Source organism: Bifidobacterium colobi (genome assembly GCF_018555455.1).
In the GTDB taxonomy this organism is placed as follows: domain Bacteria; phylum Actinomycetota; class Actinomycetes; order Actinomycetales; family Bifidobacteriaceae; genus Bifidobacterium; species Bifidobacterium colobi.
The window spans coordinates 34449-51787 of the sequence record NZ_JAFEJU010000003.1; the positions used below are offsets into that span (position 1 = coordinate 34449).

Annotated in this window: 15 protein-coding genes; 8 read left to right on the top strand and 7 right to left on the bottom strand. The window is 57.5% G+C overall.

Annotation, left to right across the window (positions count from 1 at the left end; all coding sequences use genetic code 11):
• Positions 1–71 precede the first annotated feature (71 nt).
• Positions 72–2183, bottom strand: a complete 2112-nt coding sequence (gene uvrB / locus JS530_RS04815) for an excinuclease ABC subunit UvrB (protein WP_214376075.1) — start codon at positions 2181–2183, stop codon at positions 72–74.
• A 169-nt stretch (positions 2184–2352) separates the two neighbouring features.
• Positions 2353–2964 carry a dephospho-CoA kinase gene (gene coaE, locus JS530_RS04820; protein ID WP_214376076.1) on the bottom strand — a complete coding sequence of 204 codons (612 nt, stop codon included), beginning with the start codon at positions 2962–2964 and terminating at the stop codon, positions 2353–2355.
• 151 nt (positions 2965–3115) lie between these two features.
• Between coaE and JS530_RS04825 the strand changes: the two genes are divergently transcribed.
• Positions 3116–4432 carry a Mur ligase family protein gene (locus JS530_RS04825; RefSeq protein ID WP_214376077.1) on the top strand — a complete coding sequence of 439 codons (1317 nt, stop codon included), beginning with the start codon at positions 3116–3118 and terminating at the stop codon, positions 4430–4432.
• Between the two features lie 6 nt (positions 4433–4438).
• Complete coding sequence (locus JS530_RS04830; protein WP_214376078.1) at positions 4439–5185, top strand: type 1 glutamine amidotransferase; 747 nt, start codon at positions 4439–4441, stop codon at positions 5183–5185.
• 259 nt (positions 5186–5444) lie between these two features.
• Here the strand turns inward: JS530_RS04830 and rpsA are convergent, their stop codons facing one another.
• Positions 5445–6920, bottom strand: coding sequence for a 30S ribosomal protein S1 (gene rpsA / locus JS530_RS04835; RefSeq protein ID WP_033890373.1), 1476 nt, complete (start codon positions 6918–6920; stop codon positions 5445–5447).
• 113 nt (positions 6921–7033) lie between these two features.
• Positions 7034–7918, bottom strand: a complete 885-nt coding sequence (locus JS530_RS04840; protein WP_214376079.1) for a bifunctional methylenetetrahydrofolate dehydrogenase/methenyltetrahydrofolate cyclohydrolase — start codon at positions 7916–7918, stop codon at positions 7034–7036.
• Between the two features lie 99 nt (positions 7919–8017).
• On the opposite strand from JS530_RS04840, the gene JS530_RS04845 reads away from it, so the two are divergent.
• The 3 genes from JS530_RS04845 (at position 8018) to JS530_RS04855 (ending at position 11112) form a co-directional block, all read left to right on the top strand.
• Complete coding sequence (locus JS530_RS04845; RefSeq protein WP_214376080.1) at positions 8018–9304, top strand: metal ABC transporter solute-binding protein, Zn/Mn family; 1287 nt, start codon at positions 8018–8020, stop codon at positions 9302–9304.
• Positions 9305–9386: 82 nt separating this feature from the next.
• Positions 9387–10256: an ABC transporter ATP-binding protein gene (locus JS530_RS04850; protein ID WP_214376081.1), complete on the top strand. Its 870-nt coding sequence runs from the start codon at positions 9387–9389 to the stop codon at positions 10254–10256.
• Between the two features lie 19 nt (positions 10257–10275).
• Positions 10276–11112, top strand: coding sequence for a metal ABC transporter permease (locus JS530_RS04855; RefSeq protein WP_214376082.1), 837 nt, complete (start codon positions 10276–10278; stop codon positions 11110–11112).
• Here JS530_RS04855 and ispF read toward each other — a convergent pair whose 3' ends face one another.
• Both ispF and JS530_RS04865 read right to left on the bottom strand, forming a co-directional pair.
• Entirely contained in the window at positions 11113–11643 is a 531-nt protein-coding gene (ispF, locus tag JS530_RS04860; protein ID WP_214376083.1) for a 2-C-methyl-D-erythritol 2,4-cyclodiphosphate synthase, read from the bottom strand.
• A gap of 126 nt (positions 11644–11769) precedes the next feature.
• On the bottom strand, positions 11770–12363 hold the full coding sequence (locus JS530_RS04865; protein ID WP_100494228.1) for a CarD family transcriptional regulator: 594 nt from the start codon (positions 12361–12363) through the stop codon (positions 11770–11772).
• Between the two features lie 178 nt (positions 12364–12541).
• Here JS530_RS04865 and glgB point away from each other — a divergent pair, with 178 nt between their 5' ends.
• The 3 genes from glgB to JS530_RS04880 are packed head-to-tail and all read left to right on the top strand — an operon-like array spanning position 12542 to position 16619.
• On the top strand, positions 12542–14794 hold the full coding sequence (gene glgB, locus JS530_RS04870) for a 1,4-alpha-glucan branching protein GlgB (protein WP_214376084.1): 2253 nt from the start codon (positions 12542–12544) through the stop codon (positions 14792–14794).
• Positions 14795–14826: 32 nt separating this feature from the next.
• Positions 14827–15549: a response regulator transcription factor gene (locus tag JS530_RS04875; protein WP_214376085.1), complete on the top strand. Its 723-nt coding sequence runs from the start codon at positions 14827–14829 to the stop codon at positions 15547–15549.
• Positions 15549–16619, top strand: coding sequence for a sensor histidine kinase (locus JS530_RS04880; RefSeq protein WP_214376086.1), 1071 nt, complete (start codon positions 15549–15551; stop codon positions 16617–16619). Before JS530_RS04875 ends, JS530_RS04880 begins: the two co-directional genes overlap by 1 nt.
• Here the strand turns inward: JS530_RS04880 and JS530_RS04885 are convergent.
• Entirely contained in the window at positions 16608–17324 is a 717-nt protein-coding gene (locus tag JS530_RS04885; RefSeq protein WP_214376322.1) for a ComF family protein, read from the bottom strand. The two genes, JS530_RS04880 and JS530_RS04885, sit on opposite strands and share 12 nt — an antisense overlap.
• Positions 17325–17339: the final 15 nt, after the last annotated feature.

Genomic DNA, 17339 nt, shown 5'->3' on the forward strand with positions numbered 1-17339 from the left:
CATCGCTCAGTGAGAGAAATTCGGGAAAGCCCCGCTTATCACGACGCTATCGCTGCCCGCTGCTGAAAGCCTCACTTATTTGCTTCCGTCATTTGCCGCAGTTCCTTTTTGAGGTCGCGAATTTCGTCGCGCAAACGGGCCGCAAGCTCGAATTGGAGCTGTTCGGCGGCGGTATGCATCTGTTCGGAAAGCTGACGAATCAGGTCGGCGAGATCCTGTGCGGGAAGCCCGGCCTTCAAAATCTCCTCATGCCTCTTATCGGCCTCCTCCGCGTTCATGGTGGGTACGCCAAGATGCGTATTGCCCGCCTTGCCGGCGTTGCGATACCCGCCTTCAAGCAGAGTCTGCGTATCCACATCCTCTTTGGCGAGCATATCGTTGACGTCGCTGATCTTCTTGATCAGCGGCTTCGGGTCGATGCCATGCTCCTTGTTATAGGCGATCTGCTTGGCGCGACGACGATCGGTTTCGTCAATGGCCTTGCGCATGGCCTCGGTGGTTTCATCGGCGTACATGATCACAGTGCCGGAAACATTACGGGCGGCACGACCGATGGTCTGAATCAACGAACGATATGAGCGCAGGAAGCCTTCCTTATCAGCGTCCAAAATGGCAACCAATGAGACTTCAGGCAAATCCAAACCCTCGCGCAGCAGGTTGATACCCACAATCACATCAATCTTGCCTTCACGCAGCATACGCAACAGCTCCACGCGCCGCAGCGTGTCCACATCAGAATGGAGATACTCGACCTTGATGCCACGTTCCAGCAGATAATCCGTCAAATCCTCAGCCATCTTCTTGGTGAGCGTGGTCACCAATGCTCGCTCGTTGCGAGCCACGCGTGCTTTGATCTCATCCAACAGATCATCGATTTGTCCTTCAACCGGACGCACATCGATCTTCGGATCCAACAGCCCGGTCGGACGAATGATCTGCTCCACCACCCCGTCGGACAGTCCCAATTCGTAATCACCGGGAGTCGCGGACAGATATACCGTCTGACCGACTCGCTGCAGGAACTCCGGCCATTTGAGCGGACGGTTATCCATGGCGGACGGCAATCGGAAGCCATGCTCCACCAACGTGCGCTTACGCGACGCGTCACCCTCATACATGGCGCCGATCTGCGGAACAGTCACATGGGACTCATCAATAACCAGCAGAAAATCATCAGGGAAGAAATCAAGCAGCGTATGCGGCGGCGTACCCGGCGCGCGGCCGTCGAAATGCCTTGAGTAGTTTTCAACACCCGAGCAGACTCCCACTTGGGTGAGCATTTCCAAATCATAGGTAGTGCGCATATTGAGGCGCTGCGCCTCCAGCTCCTTGCCTTGCTTATGCAGCTCGGCCAACCGTTCGTCAAGTTCCTCGCGAATGGTTTTGAGCGCGCGCTCCATACGGGCGGGACCGGCTACGTAGTGGGATGCCGGGAAGATATGCACCTCGTTCTCTTCAGCAATCTCGTCGCCGGTCAGCGGATGCAGTGTGGAGATGCGATCGATTTCGTCGCCGAAGAACTCGATGCGCACCGCAAGTTCTTCGTACACCGGAATGATCTCCACCGTGTCGCCACGCACACGGAAAGTGCCGCGGGTGAAGGCGATATCGTTGCGCTTGTACTGCATGGATACAAACTGGCGCAGCAGATCGTCACGATTGATCTCCTGCCCCACTTTGAGCAGCAACATGCGTCCGGCGTATTCCTCCGGTGTGCCCAAACCGTAGATGCAGGAGACCGTGGCCACCACCACGCAATCGCGACGAGTCAGCAAGTTCGCTGTTGCCTGATGACGCAGTCGCTCCACATCGTCGTTGATGTTGGAGTCCTTCTCGATATAGGTATCGGTTTGCGGAATATAAGCTTCCGGCTGGTAATAATCGTAGTAGGACACGAAGTAGCTGACGGCGTTGTCTGGCATCAGCTCACGAAACTCTGCGCATAACTGTGCAGCAAGCGTCTTATTGGGTTCGATGATCAGGGTGGGGCGTTGCAGACGCTCGATCAGCCATGCGGTGGTTGCGGTTTTACCGGTACCGGTGGCACCCATCAGCACCACGTCGTTCTCACCGTTTTCGATGCGCTCGGCCAGCTCCTCGATGGCTTGTGGCTGATCGCCGGCCGGCTTGTACGGTGATTTGACGACGAATGGCTTATTGGCACGCTCGATATTGAATCCCATGCGGCCATAATAAGCACTGTAGGTTTTCCAACACAAAATGTAGGTTTTTCAACCCTGACTGACGGATACCTATCACTGACTGACGGTTATATAACAAAATCCGTTATAAATCCGACAGTCAACGTTCAAAAACCGTCAGTCGGGGTTAGGAATCCTACAGTTTCGGCTGCTAATGCAACTCGGTGAGGAGACACTGGTAGATCTCATCCACTTGGGCCATCATCTTGGTCATTGGCTGGGCGGAATCAACGACGAAGTCCGCAATCGCCCTACGCTCGGCTTCGCTGGATTGATGACGAATGCGGCCTTCGGCTTGTTCAAGGCTCATGCCGCGCTCTTCGATCATGCGATCAAGCCGCATGCACACCGGAGCCTCGACGGTAATAATGTGGTCGAAGCTGAACGGAATGCTGTCAATAACTTCGGCGAGCAACGGAACATCGTGAATGATGATGTCCGAAGAACCGCACGATTGCTCCTCATGTGCCGCCAGTTGATAGATCAACGGATGCTCGATGGCATCCAATCGCTCGCGAGCTCCTGGCTCGGCATCCTGTCCAAAGACATGCTCGGCCATCCATGCCCTGTTCAGGCTGCCATCGGCGAGCAGCGAATCCGGTCCAAAAAGCCGCACAATGGCATCCAACGCCGCTCCCCCGGGCTCTACAATCTGGCGCGCCAGCTGGTCATAATCAACGACATGCGCGCCAAGCTCAGCAAGATGTGCAGATACCGTGCTTTTCCCGGCCGCAATACCGCCCGTCAGTCCTACGCGTAGCATATTCACCCGACCCTTTACCGTCGCCTTGTAGTTGCAATGTATTATATCGATACACCTACGTACCCGGCATGAACCGGCTCCCGTAACAGCCATTCGAAATACCTCGCCGCAACGTATTCAACTGCCTTCCCCTGTATGTATACTGACAACCATGTTTTTTGAAATCGCTCTTGGAAGATTCCTCAAGCAACTTGCAAAAATCAAAGGCACTGGCGGCTCCGCTTTCCCGGGCCATGTGCTGGAGCAAATCGACCCCGACTTCATGAAGAAAGCCCTTTCTCAGGTTCGCAAGGGCATCGTGGTGATTGTCGGCACCAATGGCAAGACCACCACTTCTCGTCTAATCGCCGAAATCCTTCGTGCGCACGGCTATAAGGTGTTCAACAACCCGACCGGTTCCAACTGGATTCGTGGCGTGAACTCCTCGCTGCTTGATTACCTCAGCCCCTTCGGCAAGCTCGATGCCGATTACGCTGTGGTGGAGCTTGACGAGGGTCACTCCAACCGCTTCATCAAGCACGTTACGCCGAACTGGTGCGTGGTGCTCAACGTGCAGCGCGATCAGCTGGACCGCTTCGGCGAGCTTGATGCCACCGCTCAGTTGCTGCGCAATGTGGTCGCCAGCTGCGACCGTGGCGTAACGCTTAACCATGACGACGAGCGTATCGCCGCTCTGTCCGATGCCGCCAAGGTACCGGTCTCCTACTTCCGTCTGGCAGATGATCTGAAGTCCCTGTTCCCCTCGGACAGCCAGCTGTACGATTCGATCATCGGCGAGTCCGATGACGACGCGAACAAGGAAGACAAGCATCAGTCCGCCGATGACGTTGAGCTCACCGCCGTAGGCGACCAGAAGGCCACCTTCACCATTGACGGCAAGCCCTTCGAAACCGCTGTGGGCCTGGAAGGCGCCTACAACCAGCAGAACGCCGCGGCTGCCATCGCCGTGACCAAGCGTATGCTCGGCTCCAAGCTCAACCTGAGCAAGGTGAGTGAGGCTCTGGCCTCCATGACTCCGGCATTCGGTCGTGCGGAACGCGTGATGTACAAGGGCCAGCCTCTGGAACTCATTATTGTGAAGAACCCGGCAGGCTTCCGCGTGGCGTTGAACTCCTTCGCCTCGGATGGCTGGGCCACCATGACCATCAACAACGACACCTACGCCGATGGCCGTGATATGAGCTGGATCTGGGATGTGGATATGTCTCCGCTGCGCGACAAGGGCGTGCAGATGGTCGCCGGCACCCGTGCCGAGGAGATGGCACTGCGTCTGGCATATGAGGATGTCCATGTCGATGCCGTCGAGCATGACTTCCTCGAGGCGTTCCATCACTTCTGCGACGCACATCCGAACGAACCCAAGCGTATCTACGGTTCCTACACTGGCACGCTGGGCATTCGCATCAAGATTCTTGAACCGGAACTCGGTCTGGAATCCTCCGGTATCGGCATCGTGGATTGGGAGTGAAGCATTATGGCAAATACTGAATCGCAAAATCGACCCATTGACGTTCTGCTCCTCTACCCCAAGGAGCTCAACATTTACGGTGATTACGGCAACACCCAGGTGATTCGCCGTCGTCTCGAATGGTACGGCTACGAGCCGAACCTCATTATCTACGAGGGCGGCGATCTGCCTGAGAACATCGATATGGTGCTGGGCGGTGGCGGTCAGGATTCCGGTCTGAAGGCCATTTATCCTGATCTCAAGTCCAAGGAAGACCAGTTCAAGGCATTGGCTGAGGCCGAGGTGCCGATGTTGACCATCTCCGGTCTGTACCAGATGTTCGGCAAGTCCTTCCCGCTCGGAGGCGAAACGTTGGAAGGCCTTGGCCTGCTTGATGTGACGACCAAGGAAGGCGCAGAAAAGTTCGACGGCAATGTGTTCGCCGAATCCGAGCAGTTCGGCACCATCATCGGCTATGAAATTCACGAGAACCTGAGTTTCGTGGGCGAAGGTTCCAAGCCATTGGCCGAAAAAGTGACCAAGGGTACCAGCAACAACACGATCGACACCACTGAGGGCGCCATCAACCATCATGTGATTGGCACCTACCTGTACGGTCCGTTGCTGCCAAAGAATCCCGCCATCGCCGACTTCCTTATCAAGGCTGCCTGCGTGCATCGTTATGGTGCGTTTGAACCGGCTATCCAGCCGGCTAATCTCCCGGTGGCAAAGCTCACCGAGGAAGCTCGCAAGGTGGCGCTGACTCGTCCGTGATACGGCATTGATAATCGCGCAATAAGGCCCCGGTTTTCTCCAGATGACACTGGTGAAAGCCGGGGCCTTTTGTGTATATCATCCGGTGCGATGAAATCCCAGGATATGCCACCGCAACGATGTGGTACCACAGCTATGGGTACAGCAATAAGAATCGCTAGATACGACCAGATACGAAACGAGGCGGTGCATATCACCCATAAGGATGATGTGCACCGCCTCGTCAGCGATTCACAGAACCGTTAGGCTCGTGGCAAACTCACTTGCCGAGCAGCTGGTCGCGCAGGGCGGCGAGCTGATCGGAATCGGCGAGGGTGCCGGTAGCCGGAGCGGCGGAAGAGTAGTTGGAGGTCTCCTCGACCGGCTTCTCTTCCTTCTGGCCCTGACCGTCGGCAGCAGCGGACTCGGCTGCGTTGGCCAGTTCCTTGGCGACGAACTCCTTGTGCTCTTCCCACAGTTCGTGAGCGGCAGCGTACTGGGATTCCCATTCCTCGCGCTGCTTCTCGTAACCAGCGATCCACTCGTTGGTGTTCGGGTCGAAGCCTTCGGGGTACTTGTAGTTGCCCTGCTCGTCGTACTCGGCCGGCATGCCGTAGATGGCCGGATCGAAGTCCTCGGAAGCCGGGTCAACGGAGTCGTTGGCCTGCTTGAGGGACAGGGAGATGCGGCGACGATCGAGATCGACGTCGATCACCTTGACGAACACGGTCTCGCCCGGCTTGACCACAGTCTCCGGGTTCTCGACGTGACGGTTGGCGAGCTCGGAGATGTGCACCAGGCCCTCGATGCCGTCTTCGACGGAGATGAAGACACCGAACTGAACGATCTTGGTGACCTTGCCCTTGACGATCTGGCCAGGAACGTGGGTGCGAGCGAAGCGCTGCCACGGATCTTCCTGGGTTGCCTTGAGGGACAGGGAGATGCGTTCGCGATCGAGATCGACGTCGAGCACCTCAACGGTGACCTTGTCGCCGACCTTGACAACCTCGGACGGGTGATCGATGTGCTTCCAAGACAGCTCGGAAACGTGGATCAGGCCGTCAACGCCACCCAGGTCAACGAAGGCGCCGAAGTTGACGATGGAGGACACAACGCCCTCACGGATCTGGCCCTTCTTGAGCTGGGAGAGGAAGGTCTCACGGACTTCGGACTGGGTCTCCTCGAGGTACTGACGACGGGAGAGGACCACGTTGTTGCGGTTCTTGTCGAGCTCGAGAATCTTGGCCTTGATCTTCTGGCCGATGTACGGGGAGAGATCGCGGACACGACGCATTTCGACGAGGGAAGCCGGCAGGAAGCCACGCAGACCGATGTCCACGATGAGGCCGCCCTTGACAGCTTCGATGACGGTGCCCTCAACAACGCCGTCAGCTTCCTTGATCTTCTCGATGTCGCCCCAAGCACGCTCGTACTGAGCACGCTTCTTGGAGAGAATCAGTCGGCCTTCCTTGTCTTCCTTGGTGACGACAAGGGCTTCAATCTGGTCGCCGACCTCGACAACCTCGTCAGGATCAACGTCCTTCTTGATGGAAAGTTCGCGGGAAGGAATCACACCTTCGGTCTTGTAGCCGATGTCCAGGAGAACTTCGTCGTGATCGATCTTAACGACGGTGCCCTCAACCAGATCACCATCGTCGAAGTTCTTGATGGTGGAATCGACTGCCTTGATGAAGTCCTCTTCGGTGCCGATGTCGTTGATGGCGACCTTGGTGACTTCAGTGTTGTTCTCTGCCATGTAAATATATGGTTTCTAATAGTGGATGGATAATTACTCGATATTCAGTTATGCTTGTACGCCTTTTCAGGCATACAAGCATTCAGAATACAGAGAGCTATAGCCAAATATCATTACTGGCGAACAGCGTGTCGTTCCGCCATTTCCACCACATTGGCAAGCAGCATGGCACGGGTCATGGGTCCCACACCTCCCGGGTTCGGGGTGTACGCGAAGGCCTTGTCGTAGCATGCCTTGTCCACATCGCCCTTGATACGGTAGCGTCCGGCTTCCTCGTCATAGACACGACTGACACCGACATCGACCAGTACAGCGCCTTCCTTGATCTTATCCGGAGTGACGAAGCCCGCCGAACCCATGGCTGCCACAATCACATCGGCGCGACGCATATGGTCAACCACATCCTTGGTACCGGTGTGGCACAAGGTTACCGTGGCGTTGACTGCATTGCGCGTCAGCATCAGACCGATGGTACGGCCGATGGTGATGCCACGGCCCAGCACGCACACCTCCTTGCCGTTCAGATCAATGTCGTAAGCCTTCAGCAGTTCGATGACGCCACGCGGTGTACACGGTAGCGGCGTTGAGATGTCGCCGCGCACATGCAGCACCAGCTCACCAAGATTGTAGGGGTGCATGCCATCAGCATCCTTGGCCGGATCGATCAGATCGATGATGGCGTTCTGATTGATGCCCTTGGGCAGCGGCAACTGGACGATGAACCCATTGCATGCCGGGTCCTCGTTCAGTTCCTTGACCGCTTGGGCAATCTGCTCGAACGAAGCATCCGCCGGCAGTTCCTTCTTCACCGAATTGACACCGATTTCCTTGCAATCCGCGTGCTTGCCAGCCACATATTTCACAGAACCGGGGTCCTCCCCCACCAGTAGTGTGCCAAGTCCAGGGACCACGCCTTGCGCCTTGAGTCGTTCAACGCGCTTTGCCAAATCAGCTTTGATGTCGGCAGCGACCTGCTTGCCGTCGATTCGTGTAGCCATCGAAGCCCTTTCTCAAAAATGTTTCGGTGAACAGTTTCGAAACGATAGACTATCGTTGAAATGAATCGGATTTGTATCTCACGATGAAGAAGGCTTGTTATGAGGACTCGATGTGCACGACTGATGCGATTCGCCGCTGCCTCAATCAGTGCGATGATGCTGTTTGCCGCTGCGGCCTGCGGCTCGCAGACCTCTTCCGAACAGCCGGCCCAAACAAACCCCGGCACCACTTCCCAGCAGAAGGCGACAGGCCCTATCACCGTGGTGTCGTCAATCAACCAATGGGGCTCGCTCGCCGCCGAATTGGGCGGCGACGATGTGAAGGTCACATCCATTGTGAATACGACTAATGTGGACGCCCATGATTTCGAGCCGAAAACCTCCGATATCGCCAAACTGTCCAAAGCGCAGATCGTGATCGCCAATGGCGCGGGATATGATTCCTGGGCCACGAAGGCTCTCGGCAAATCATCGTCTCTGGTGTCCGCCGCTTCCGTGGTCGGCGCGATGGAAGGCGATAATCCGCACCTGTGGTTCTCCAAGGATGCCCGCTCCGGTATGGCCGAGGCCATCACCGACGCCTACATCAAGGCATTGCCCAGTAAGAAGAAGGATTTCCAGCAGCGTCTCAAAACCTGGCAGCAGGGCGAGAAATCTTTGGAGAAGTGGACCGGAGACTTCACCAAGAATCATAGCAAGCTTACTTATGCGGCCACCGAGCCCGTGGCCTACTATCTGATGGCCGATCTCGGTTTCGATGACGCCACTCCCAAGGGTTATGCGCAGTCCGTGGCATCGGAGGGCGAATCCGCGCCGGCCGATCTGCAATCGTTCCAGCAGCTGATTGAAAAGCGCAGCATCGACGTGCTGATCAACAACACCCAGGAAGCCAGCGATGCGACCAATATGATCACCGGCACCGCCGGCCGTTCCGATGTTCCGGTGGTGGACGTTTCGGAGCAGATGCCCGAGAAGGCTGAAAGCCTGAACGCATGGATCAACCAGCTGGTCAATACGATCATCGATGCGGTGGACCCCTCATACGGATGTGAGGCAAACGAGGATTCCGAATCCGCCGATGGCACTGACGAGGCTAATGGCGCCGATGACACCGCCGACGCAGACGGCAACGGCAGCGCTGACGGCACACAGAACACCGAGAACGGCGATGCCGATACCGGCGCATCAGGCACCGATGCCACCGAGCAACAGGACGGTTCGGATACCGCAACCACACAATCCGACAAGGACAGCACCCCGAACTTCATCCGTGAATGCAAGGCATCCAAATCCAGCTCACAGCAGTCGGATACGTCTTCGAATGACTCGGACTCTTCCGATTCGAGCCAGGAGCCCGACACCAAGCAACCCGATCCGGGCAAGTGATTGCGTCGCAGGTTACAGCACAGATTACAGCGCACTCATTATTGAGAACGATTGTCAGCATCATTTGCCACAATCGTGCGGTATGAGCATGAATTCCGAGTGCATCGTCTTTCAGGATGCGGCCGTCAAACGCGGCGACCACGTTATCTGGCAACATGGCACCTTTAGCATTCCCTATGGGTCGGTTACCGCCATCGTGGGCACCAACGGCGCCGGCAAGACCACGATGATGAAAGCCGAATTGGGTTTGCTGCCCCTAGCGGCAGGCTCATTGCATGTGCTCGGCAAACCAGCCGGCGAAGCGAACCATCGTATCGGTTACGTACCGCAAAGCTACGTGGCGAACGTGGATTCCAATCTCACCGCCGAGCAATCAGTGTTGCTAGGGCTGACCGGAACACGGTTCGGCATCCATCCAGTGACCCGTGCGCAGCGCGCCAAAGTAAGGGAAGCGATGGAGTTCATCGGCATCGCGGACAAAGCCAAGTATCGCCTTTCCGAACTTTCCGGCGGCCTGCGCCAACGTGTGGCCATCGCCCAGGCACTGGTCTGCGACCCCAAGCTCCTTATGCTCGACGAGCCATTGGCGAATCTTGACCTGGCCAGCCAGCGCGCCACCGTACACGTACTCGCCCGGCTGAACAAGGAATTGGGCATGACCATTCAGGTGGTGGCCCATGACCTCAACATGCTGCTGCCAATCCTGACCGGTGCCGTGTATCTGTTGGACGGCCACCCACACTATGCGGATATGGGCAAGGTGCTTGATTCCGATTTGCTCACGCACCTTTACGGCACTCAGGTGCAGGTGGTCACCACGCCGCAGGGCGATATGTTCGTGACCCCCACCCCCGACGAGCCCGAGAATCAGCCGCTTGATATGCATTCCGCCAAGGAAGTGGCCGAACTGCATCATCATACGCATGGCACTGGCAATGCTCATACCCGCTAGAACTGGAAAGAACAGTCATATGAATGCCATTGATTTTTCGTTTGACCCGGAATGGATGAGCACGCTCAGCGCGCCGTTCATGATGAACGCTTTCGTGGCTGGCTTGTGCATCGCGCTGGCCGCCGGTGTCATGGGCTATTTCACCATCGCCCGCCGCTCAACGTTCGCCGCACATGCGCTGGCTCACATCGGACTGCCTGGTGCCACCGGCGCCGTACTGCTTGGCTTGCCGGTTTCGCTCGGCATGGGTGTGTTTGCCCTCGGTGGCGCGTTGGTAATCGGCGCGCTCGGCAAACGCGTATCCGAACGAGAAATCGCCACCGGTACCGTGCTGGCTTTCGCCACTGGCCTTGGTTTGTTCTTCGCTAGACTCTCCAGCTCCGCTTCGCAACAAATGCAATCCATCTTGTTTGGATCGATTCTGACGATTACCGATGGGCAAATCATCGGTTTCGCCATCTTCGATGCACTGCTGCTGATCCTGCTCGCCATCATCTACCGTCCGTTGCTGTTCAGCTCATTGGACGAGCAAGTAGCTCAAGCCAAAGGCGTGCCCATCGGACTGATGAACGTGGCCTTCATGGCCATCATGGCCGGCGTCATCACCATCGCCGTCCCCGCCGTCGGCACATTGCTGATTTTCGCATTGGTCATCACCCCCGCGGCCGCAGCCAATATTCTGGCAGGCTCTCCGCTGAAAGCCATGATCATTGCCAGTGCACTGTGCCTGATCTCCATCTGGGCCGGCCTTGTGCTCTCGGCAATGTTCCCCGCTCCCCCAAGCTTTATCATCGTGACGATCTCCACGCTGTTCTGGGCTATTGCCAAAGGTGTTGAAGCGCTGAAGTCACGCTGATCAGCGCACTGCGACCAGGGCATTGGCGATGGCGGCAATGCCCTCACCCCGGCCGGTAAATCCCATATGATCGGTGGTGGTCGCCGTCACGGAGACGCGACAGCCTACAGCTTCGGAGAGTGCCTGTTCGGCTTCCGCACGGCGTGTGCCGATCTTCGGACGATTGCCGATGATGACCACTGATGCCGAAGAAGGCTCATAGCCGTGTTCCCGCAGCACGGCCACGGTTTCGCGCAGCATATCACCACCGTGCATGCCGGCGCCATGAGCGGTGGCCCCCACGCCGAACAGCGATCCGATATCGCCCAGACCAGCGGCGGAGAGCAGCGCATCAATCAAAGCATGCGCGGCCACATCACCGTCGGAGTCGCCTTCAATGCCCTCATAGCGGGCGGCAGCGGCAGCATCGGCACCTTCGGGAACCGGCCAATGAAGACCGGCAACCCATAGAGGGCGACCGGTTCCCGCCACAGCGAACCGATGAGCATCGAACCCCTGTCCAATCAACAGACCTGATTGCGTCGTAGCCATATCTCCCCCATTACCGGCTGTGCACACGATTATTGCGTCATCCAACTCCGCACAATCACGCACAAAGCGAGAACGCGTCAATATGAAAATCCCGGCTCATCGTTGCGGATGGCCGGGAATCATCGATCACTTCTTCTTGGACTTCTTTTCTGCAGCGACGCGAGCCAGCGTGTCGGCCGCAGCCTCTTCAGGCTCCTCGGTGTGATGCTTCTCATCACCAGGCTGAGCAGGCTCATAACCAAGGTTCACATCGAGCAGACGCTGAGCCTCAGGCTCGTCGATCTTCTCGCTCAACGCGATTTCGGAGGTAAGAATGGCACGCGCCTTGGTCAGCATGCGCTTCTCGCCGGCGGAAAGACCATGCTCGTCCACATCACGCTGCGCCAGATCACGCACAACCTCGGCAATCTTGTTCACATCACCGGTGGCGATCTTCTCCACGTTCAGCTTATAGCGACGAGACCAGTTCATCTCCTTCTCGATGATCGGGGTACGCAGAATCTCGAACACCTTGGCCACCTCGGACGCCGACACGATATCGCGCACGCCGACCTTCTTGGCATTGTCCACCGGAACATTGATGACCAGACCATCTGAAGACAGGACAGAAAGCTGCAGGTATTCGCGCGTCACACCTTTGACCGTCCGCTCGGTGATGGCCTCCACCTTTGCTGCACCATGACGTGGATAGACGACCATATCGCCGACTTGATAAGACATGTATCCTCCGAGAACTGACGGTTCACACACAAAAACTCGAATAATTGTGCCACCAAGTATGGACTGATGATATTGAGAACGCTCACATTCATCAACACCTCAGAAAAAAGCCAAAAATTCGATATATTTACCGCGTTAATACGGCGTTTTCAACTCGCACGCACGTAGACTTTTGCGCATGGATACTGAAAAGAAGATCAAAGAAGATACCATCACCGTGCCTGTTGCTCAGGGCGATCTCGACGCTGTGAGCAACGCCGAATTCTACAACCCCCACGAGGTTCTCGGCGGCCATCTTGGCATCGGCAAGCATGCCGACACCGTGACCATTCGTGTCCTGCGCCCGCTCGCCAAAGCGGTCACCATCATCACCCAGGATGGCGAATACCCGATGCGTCATGAATACAACGGCGTATTCGTCACCACCGTGCCGGCTGCCGGTGACGCCAAGAATCCCGCAGTGCCCGACTACCGTGTGCGCACCGAATGGGAAAGCGGCGAAGTCGTTGTGGAAGACGATCCGTACCGTTACCTGCCCACGCTCGGCGACATGGACACCTACCTGTTCGGCGAAGGCCGTCACGAGAAGCTCTGGGAAGCGCTGGGCGCACATGTGCTGCGTTACGACGATCCGATGGGCTCCGCCAACGGCACCCCCGGCGAGCAGCTGGTCGGCACCGCCTTCTCCGTCTGGGCTCCGAACGCCCATGCCGTGCGCGTTGTCGGCGATTTCAACGGATGGGACGGCCGTCGTACCGCCATGCGCGAACTCGGCTCCTCCGGCGTCTGGGAGATCTTCATTCCGGGCGTTGAAGCCGGCGAGCATTACAAGTTCCATATTCTCAACGCCAACTACCAGTGGGAGATGAAGGCCGATCCGATGGAGCGTCAGCACGAGGTGCCGCCGAACACGGCATCCATCGTGACCGACTCGCATTACGAATGGCAGGATGACGCATGGATGGCCCATCGCCGTGCCACCAATCCGACCGACGGCCCAGTGTCCATCTACGAGGTGCATGCCGGCAGCTGGAAGCAGGGCTTGACCTACCGTGATTTGGCCAAGCAGCTGGTCGACTACGTCAAGCAAGAGGGCTACACGCACGTGGAGTTCATGCCGCTGGCCCAGCACCCGTTCTCCGGTTCCTGGGGCTATCAGGTCACCGGCTACTATGCAGTCGACTCCCGTCTCGGCTCCCCCGATGATTTCCGTTACCTGGTTGATCAGTTCCATCAGGCCGGCATCGGCGTGATCATGGACTGGGTGCCCGCCCACTTCCCGAAGGACGCATTCGCTCTGGGACGCTTCGACGGCACCCCGCTGTATGAGGATCCCGATCCGCTGCGCGGCGAACACCCGGACTGGGGCACCTATGTGTTCAACTTCGGCCGCCGTGAAGTGCGCAACTTCCTTGTGGCCAACGCACTGTTCTGGCTCGAGGACCTGCACATCGACGCCCTGCGCGTGGATGCCGTCAGCTCGATGCTCTACCTCGACTACAGCCGCGAACCCGGCCAGTGGAGGCCGAACATCTATGGTGGTCGCGAGAACCTGGAGGCCATCGACTTCCTCAAGGAAGCCACGGCAACCGCATACAAGAACAACCCCGGCATCATGATGATCGCCGAGGAGTCCACCGCATGGCCGGGCATCACCGCGCCGACCAGCGCCGGCGGCATTGGCTTCGGCTTGAAGTGGAACATGGGTTGGATGCACGACACCCTTGAGTACCTGCATGAGGAGCCCATTAACCGCAAGTGGCACCACAATGAGATTACGTTCTCCATGGTGTACGCCTACTCCGAGCATTACGTGCTGCCCATCAGCCATGACGAAGTGGTGTACGGCAAGGGATCCGTCTACGGCAAGATGCCGGGCGACGGCTGGCAGAAGCTGGCTGGCGTGCGCTCCTTGTTCGCCTACCAGTGGGCTCATCCGGGCAAGAAGCTCTCCTTCATGGGCAACGAACTGGCACAGTGGGGTGAGTGGGATCACGACGCCTCCATTGACTGGGATAGCTTGAACTGGAAGGAGCACCGCCAGATTCAGAAGTTCGTGGCCGACCTTAACGCGTTCTACAAGGCCAATCCTGCCCTGTGGAGCCAGGACTTCGACCCTGCCGGCTTCCAGTGGCTCACCAGCGACGATGCCGATCACAACACGCTGAGCTTCTTGAGAATCGGTTCCAAGGGTGAGACCTTGGCCGTCGTGGTCAACTTCTCCGGTGAAGCATGGTCCGACTATCAGGTGGCGCTACCGACCGGCGGCAAGTGGACCGAGGTGTTCACCAGCGATGACGCCCAGTACGGCGGCTCCGACATTCACAACGGCACCTTCGAAGCCGAGGAAGGCGAATACCATTCGCGTCCGTTCTCGGCAAAGATCACCGTTCCGGCTCTCGGAGTTGTATTCTTGAAGCCAGAAGACTGAACGAGTCAACCGGCTGAAAGGTAACTGTTTCTATGCTCAATACCACAGCACGTCAGAACACTGCGGCACGTACGGTGCTGGTGGTGGAGGACGAGCCTACGCTCGCCACCGCCATCGCCCAGCGTATTACCGCTGAAGGTTGGAATGCACGTGTGTGCGGTGACGGCGCTTCCGCCGTGCAAGCGGCTTCCCAGCTCAGGCCTGATCTGGTCATCATGGACATCATGCTGCCGGTGATGGATGGGCTGGAAGCCACCAAGCGTATCGTCGCCGAACGCCCTGTGCCTGTGCTTATTCTCACCGCTCGTGATGATGAGACGGATAAGGTAATCGGGCTTGGAGCAGGCGCGGATGACTATATGACCAAGCCGTTCTCCATGCGTGAGCTGATTGCCCGCTGCAAGGCGCTGTTGCGCCGCGTGGAGCGGGCGAAGGTCATCGCCAAGAATTCCGAGAACGAGAAGATTCTCGATTTCGGTTCCATGGTTATCGACCCCGCACAGCGCATCGTTACCGTCAACGGCGAGCAAGTGCATCTGACGCCCACGGAGTTCGATTTGCTGGCCACGTTGGCACGCCGTCCAAAGTCCGTGCTGACGCGTGAAAAGCTGCTCGAAGAGGTTTGGGACTGGGTGGATGCATCCGGCACCCGTACCGTGGACAGCCATGTCAAGGCGTTACGACACAAGCTTGGCGCGGATATGATTCGCACCGTACACGGTGTGGGTTACGCGTTCGAACCCCCGAGCGAGTGATGAGCAAACCCAAAACAACACGGAAATCCCGGCTTGGCGTGTTCGGCGTCAAGCCGGTTGATTTATTCTCCTCCCTGAAACTGGAACTCAGCGCACTGATTGTATGTGCTACGGCCATCGCGTTCGCCATGTGCTGGTTCCTATTGAAATTCGGATGGTCCGGCTGGATTGCCATGCCGCAGACCCTTGTGGTGGCACTCAGCATCACGTATTTCTTCTCGCGTGGCATTACAGCGCCATTGCGCCAGATGCGTGATGTTGCGGAGGCCATGGCTGATGGCGATTACACGGTTCGCGTCACCATCGACCCATCTCGACATGATGAGGTGGGCCAGCTCGCCCGTTCATTCAATGAGATGGCGGAAGAGCTGGAACATGCCGATAGGATGCGGCTCGACATGGTTGCCAATGTGAGCCATGAACTACGCACCCCTGTTTCCGCTTTGCAGGCCATGGTCGAGAACATGGCCGATGGCGTCACCGAACCGACACAGGCCAATCTGGAGAGCATTCTGACGCAAACGCAACGGCTCTCCGATCTCATCGCATTCCTGCTTGATTTAAGCCGTATGGAAGCCGGAGCCGCCAGCCTCAATATCGAACGCTTCAACGTGGCCGAATTCCTTGATGAAACCGTGGAACCGTTGGCCATCACCGATGGCGGCCATGCGCATGATATTCAGATGCAGGTGCCGGAAGACATCATGATGGAAGGCGATCAAGATCGCTTGCGCCAGCTCTTCACCAATATCATCGCGAACGCATTGAAACACTCCCCTGACGGCACCACCGTGCTTATTGAAACCCATGAGGATGCCAACAATGGCACCGTGGTGACCAATGTGGTGAATTTCGGTTCGCAGATTGCCGCAGCGGATCGCTCTGCCATTTTCCGTAGGTTCGTCAAAGGCAAATCCGGGCCGGGAACCGAATCCGGAGGTACCGGATTGGGATTGTCCATCGCTCGTTGGGCGGCTCAGCTGCATGGCGGCAACGTCAAAGTGGTTGACGATCAGCGCGGCGCTGATTTTGAGATCACACTGCCCAAATACCATATTTCAGAACGCTGAATCCTCATCCACAATCACATCCGCAAGCGCCAGCGCGCCTACTACTCGGTATCCGGCTCTCCGGCATACCTGCGCGCACTGGCGCATCGTAGAACCGGTGGTGATGATGTCATCGACCAGAATGACCGCCGGATGGTTGTCATAGTCGCGGCTTTCAGCGTATTGCGGAGCCAGACGTATGTTCCCGCCAATGCGGCTGGCTCGTTGTGCAGCCGATATCTGCTGCACCGAACGGCCCGCCGAAGCCATGTTGCGCAGCATGGGAGCCATTGTGGCATCGATGCCCTGCTGACACAACGTATCGGCAACGGCTTGCGCCAAAGGCAGCGTATGCCAGCGTCCACGCTTGCGCATGGAACCTCGCGACGAAGGCAGCGGCACCACCAATACGGAGGCTGCCGTGTTGTTGCACATCTCACCGATAGGTGTCCGCATGGTCAACGCAGTCATAATTGAGGCGAATGCAGCATCAAGTTCCACGTCGTCGTGATCCTTCCACGCCAATATCGCATGACGTACCGCCCCTTGGTATATGGCTGAAGCCCATGCCGGCAACGGCTCAGCTCCCCGTACACCCCGCCCCGCCGTCAGATCACGAATCCGGCAATAGGAGAATCGGCTCATACATTCGGGGCATAGTACGGCATCTGGCATATCACAGCCAGCGCATCCGCGCGGGAACAGCACATCGCGCACTGCGTCCATTGCGCAACGCACACC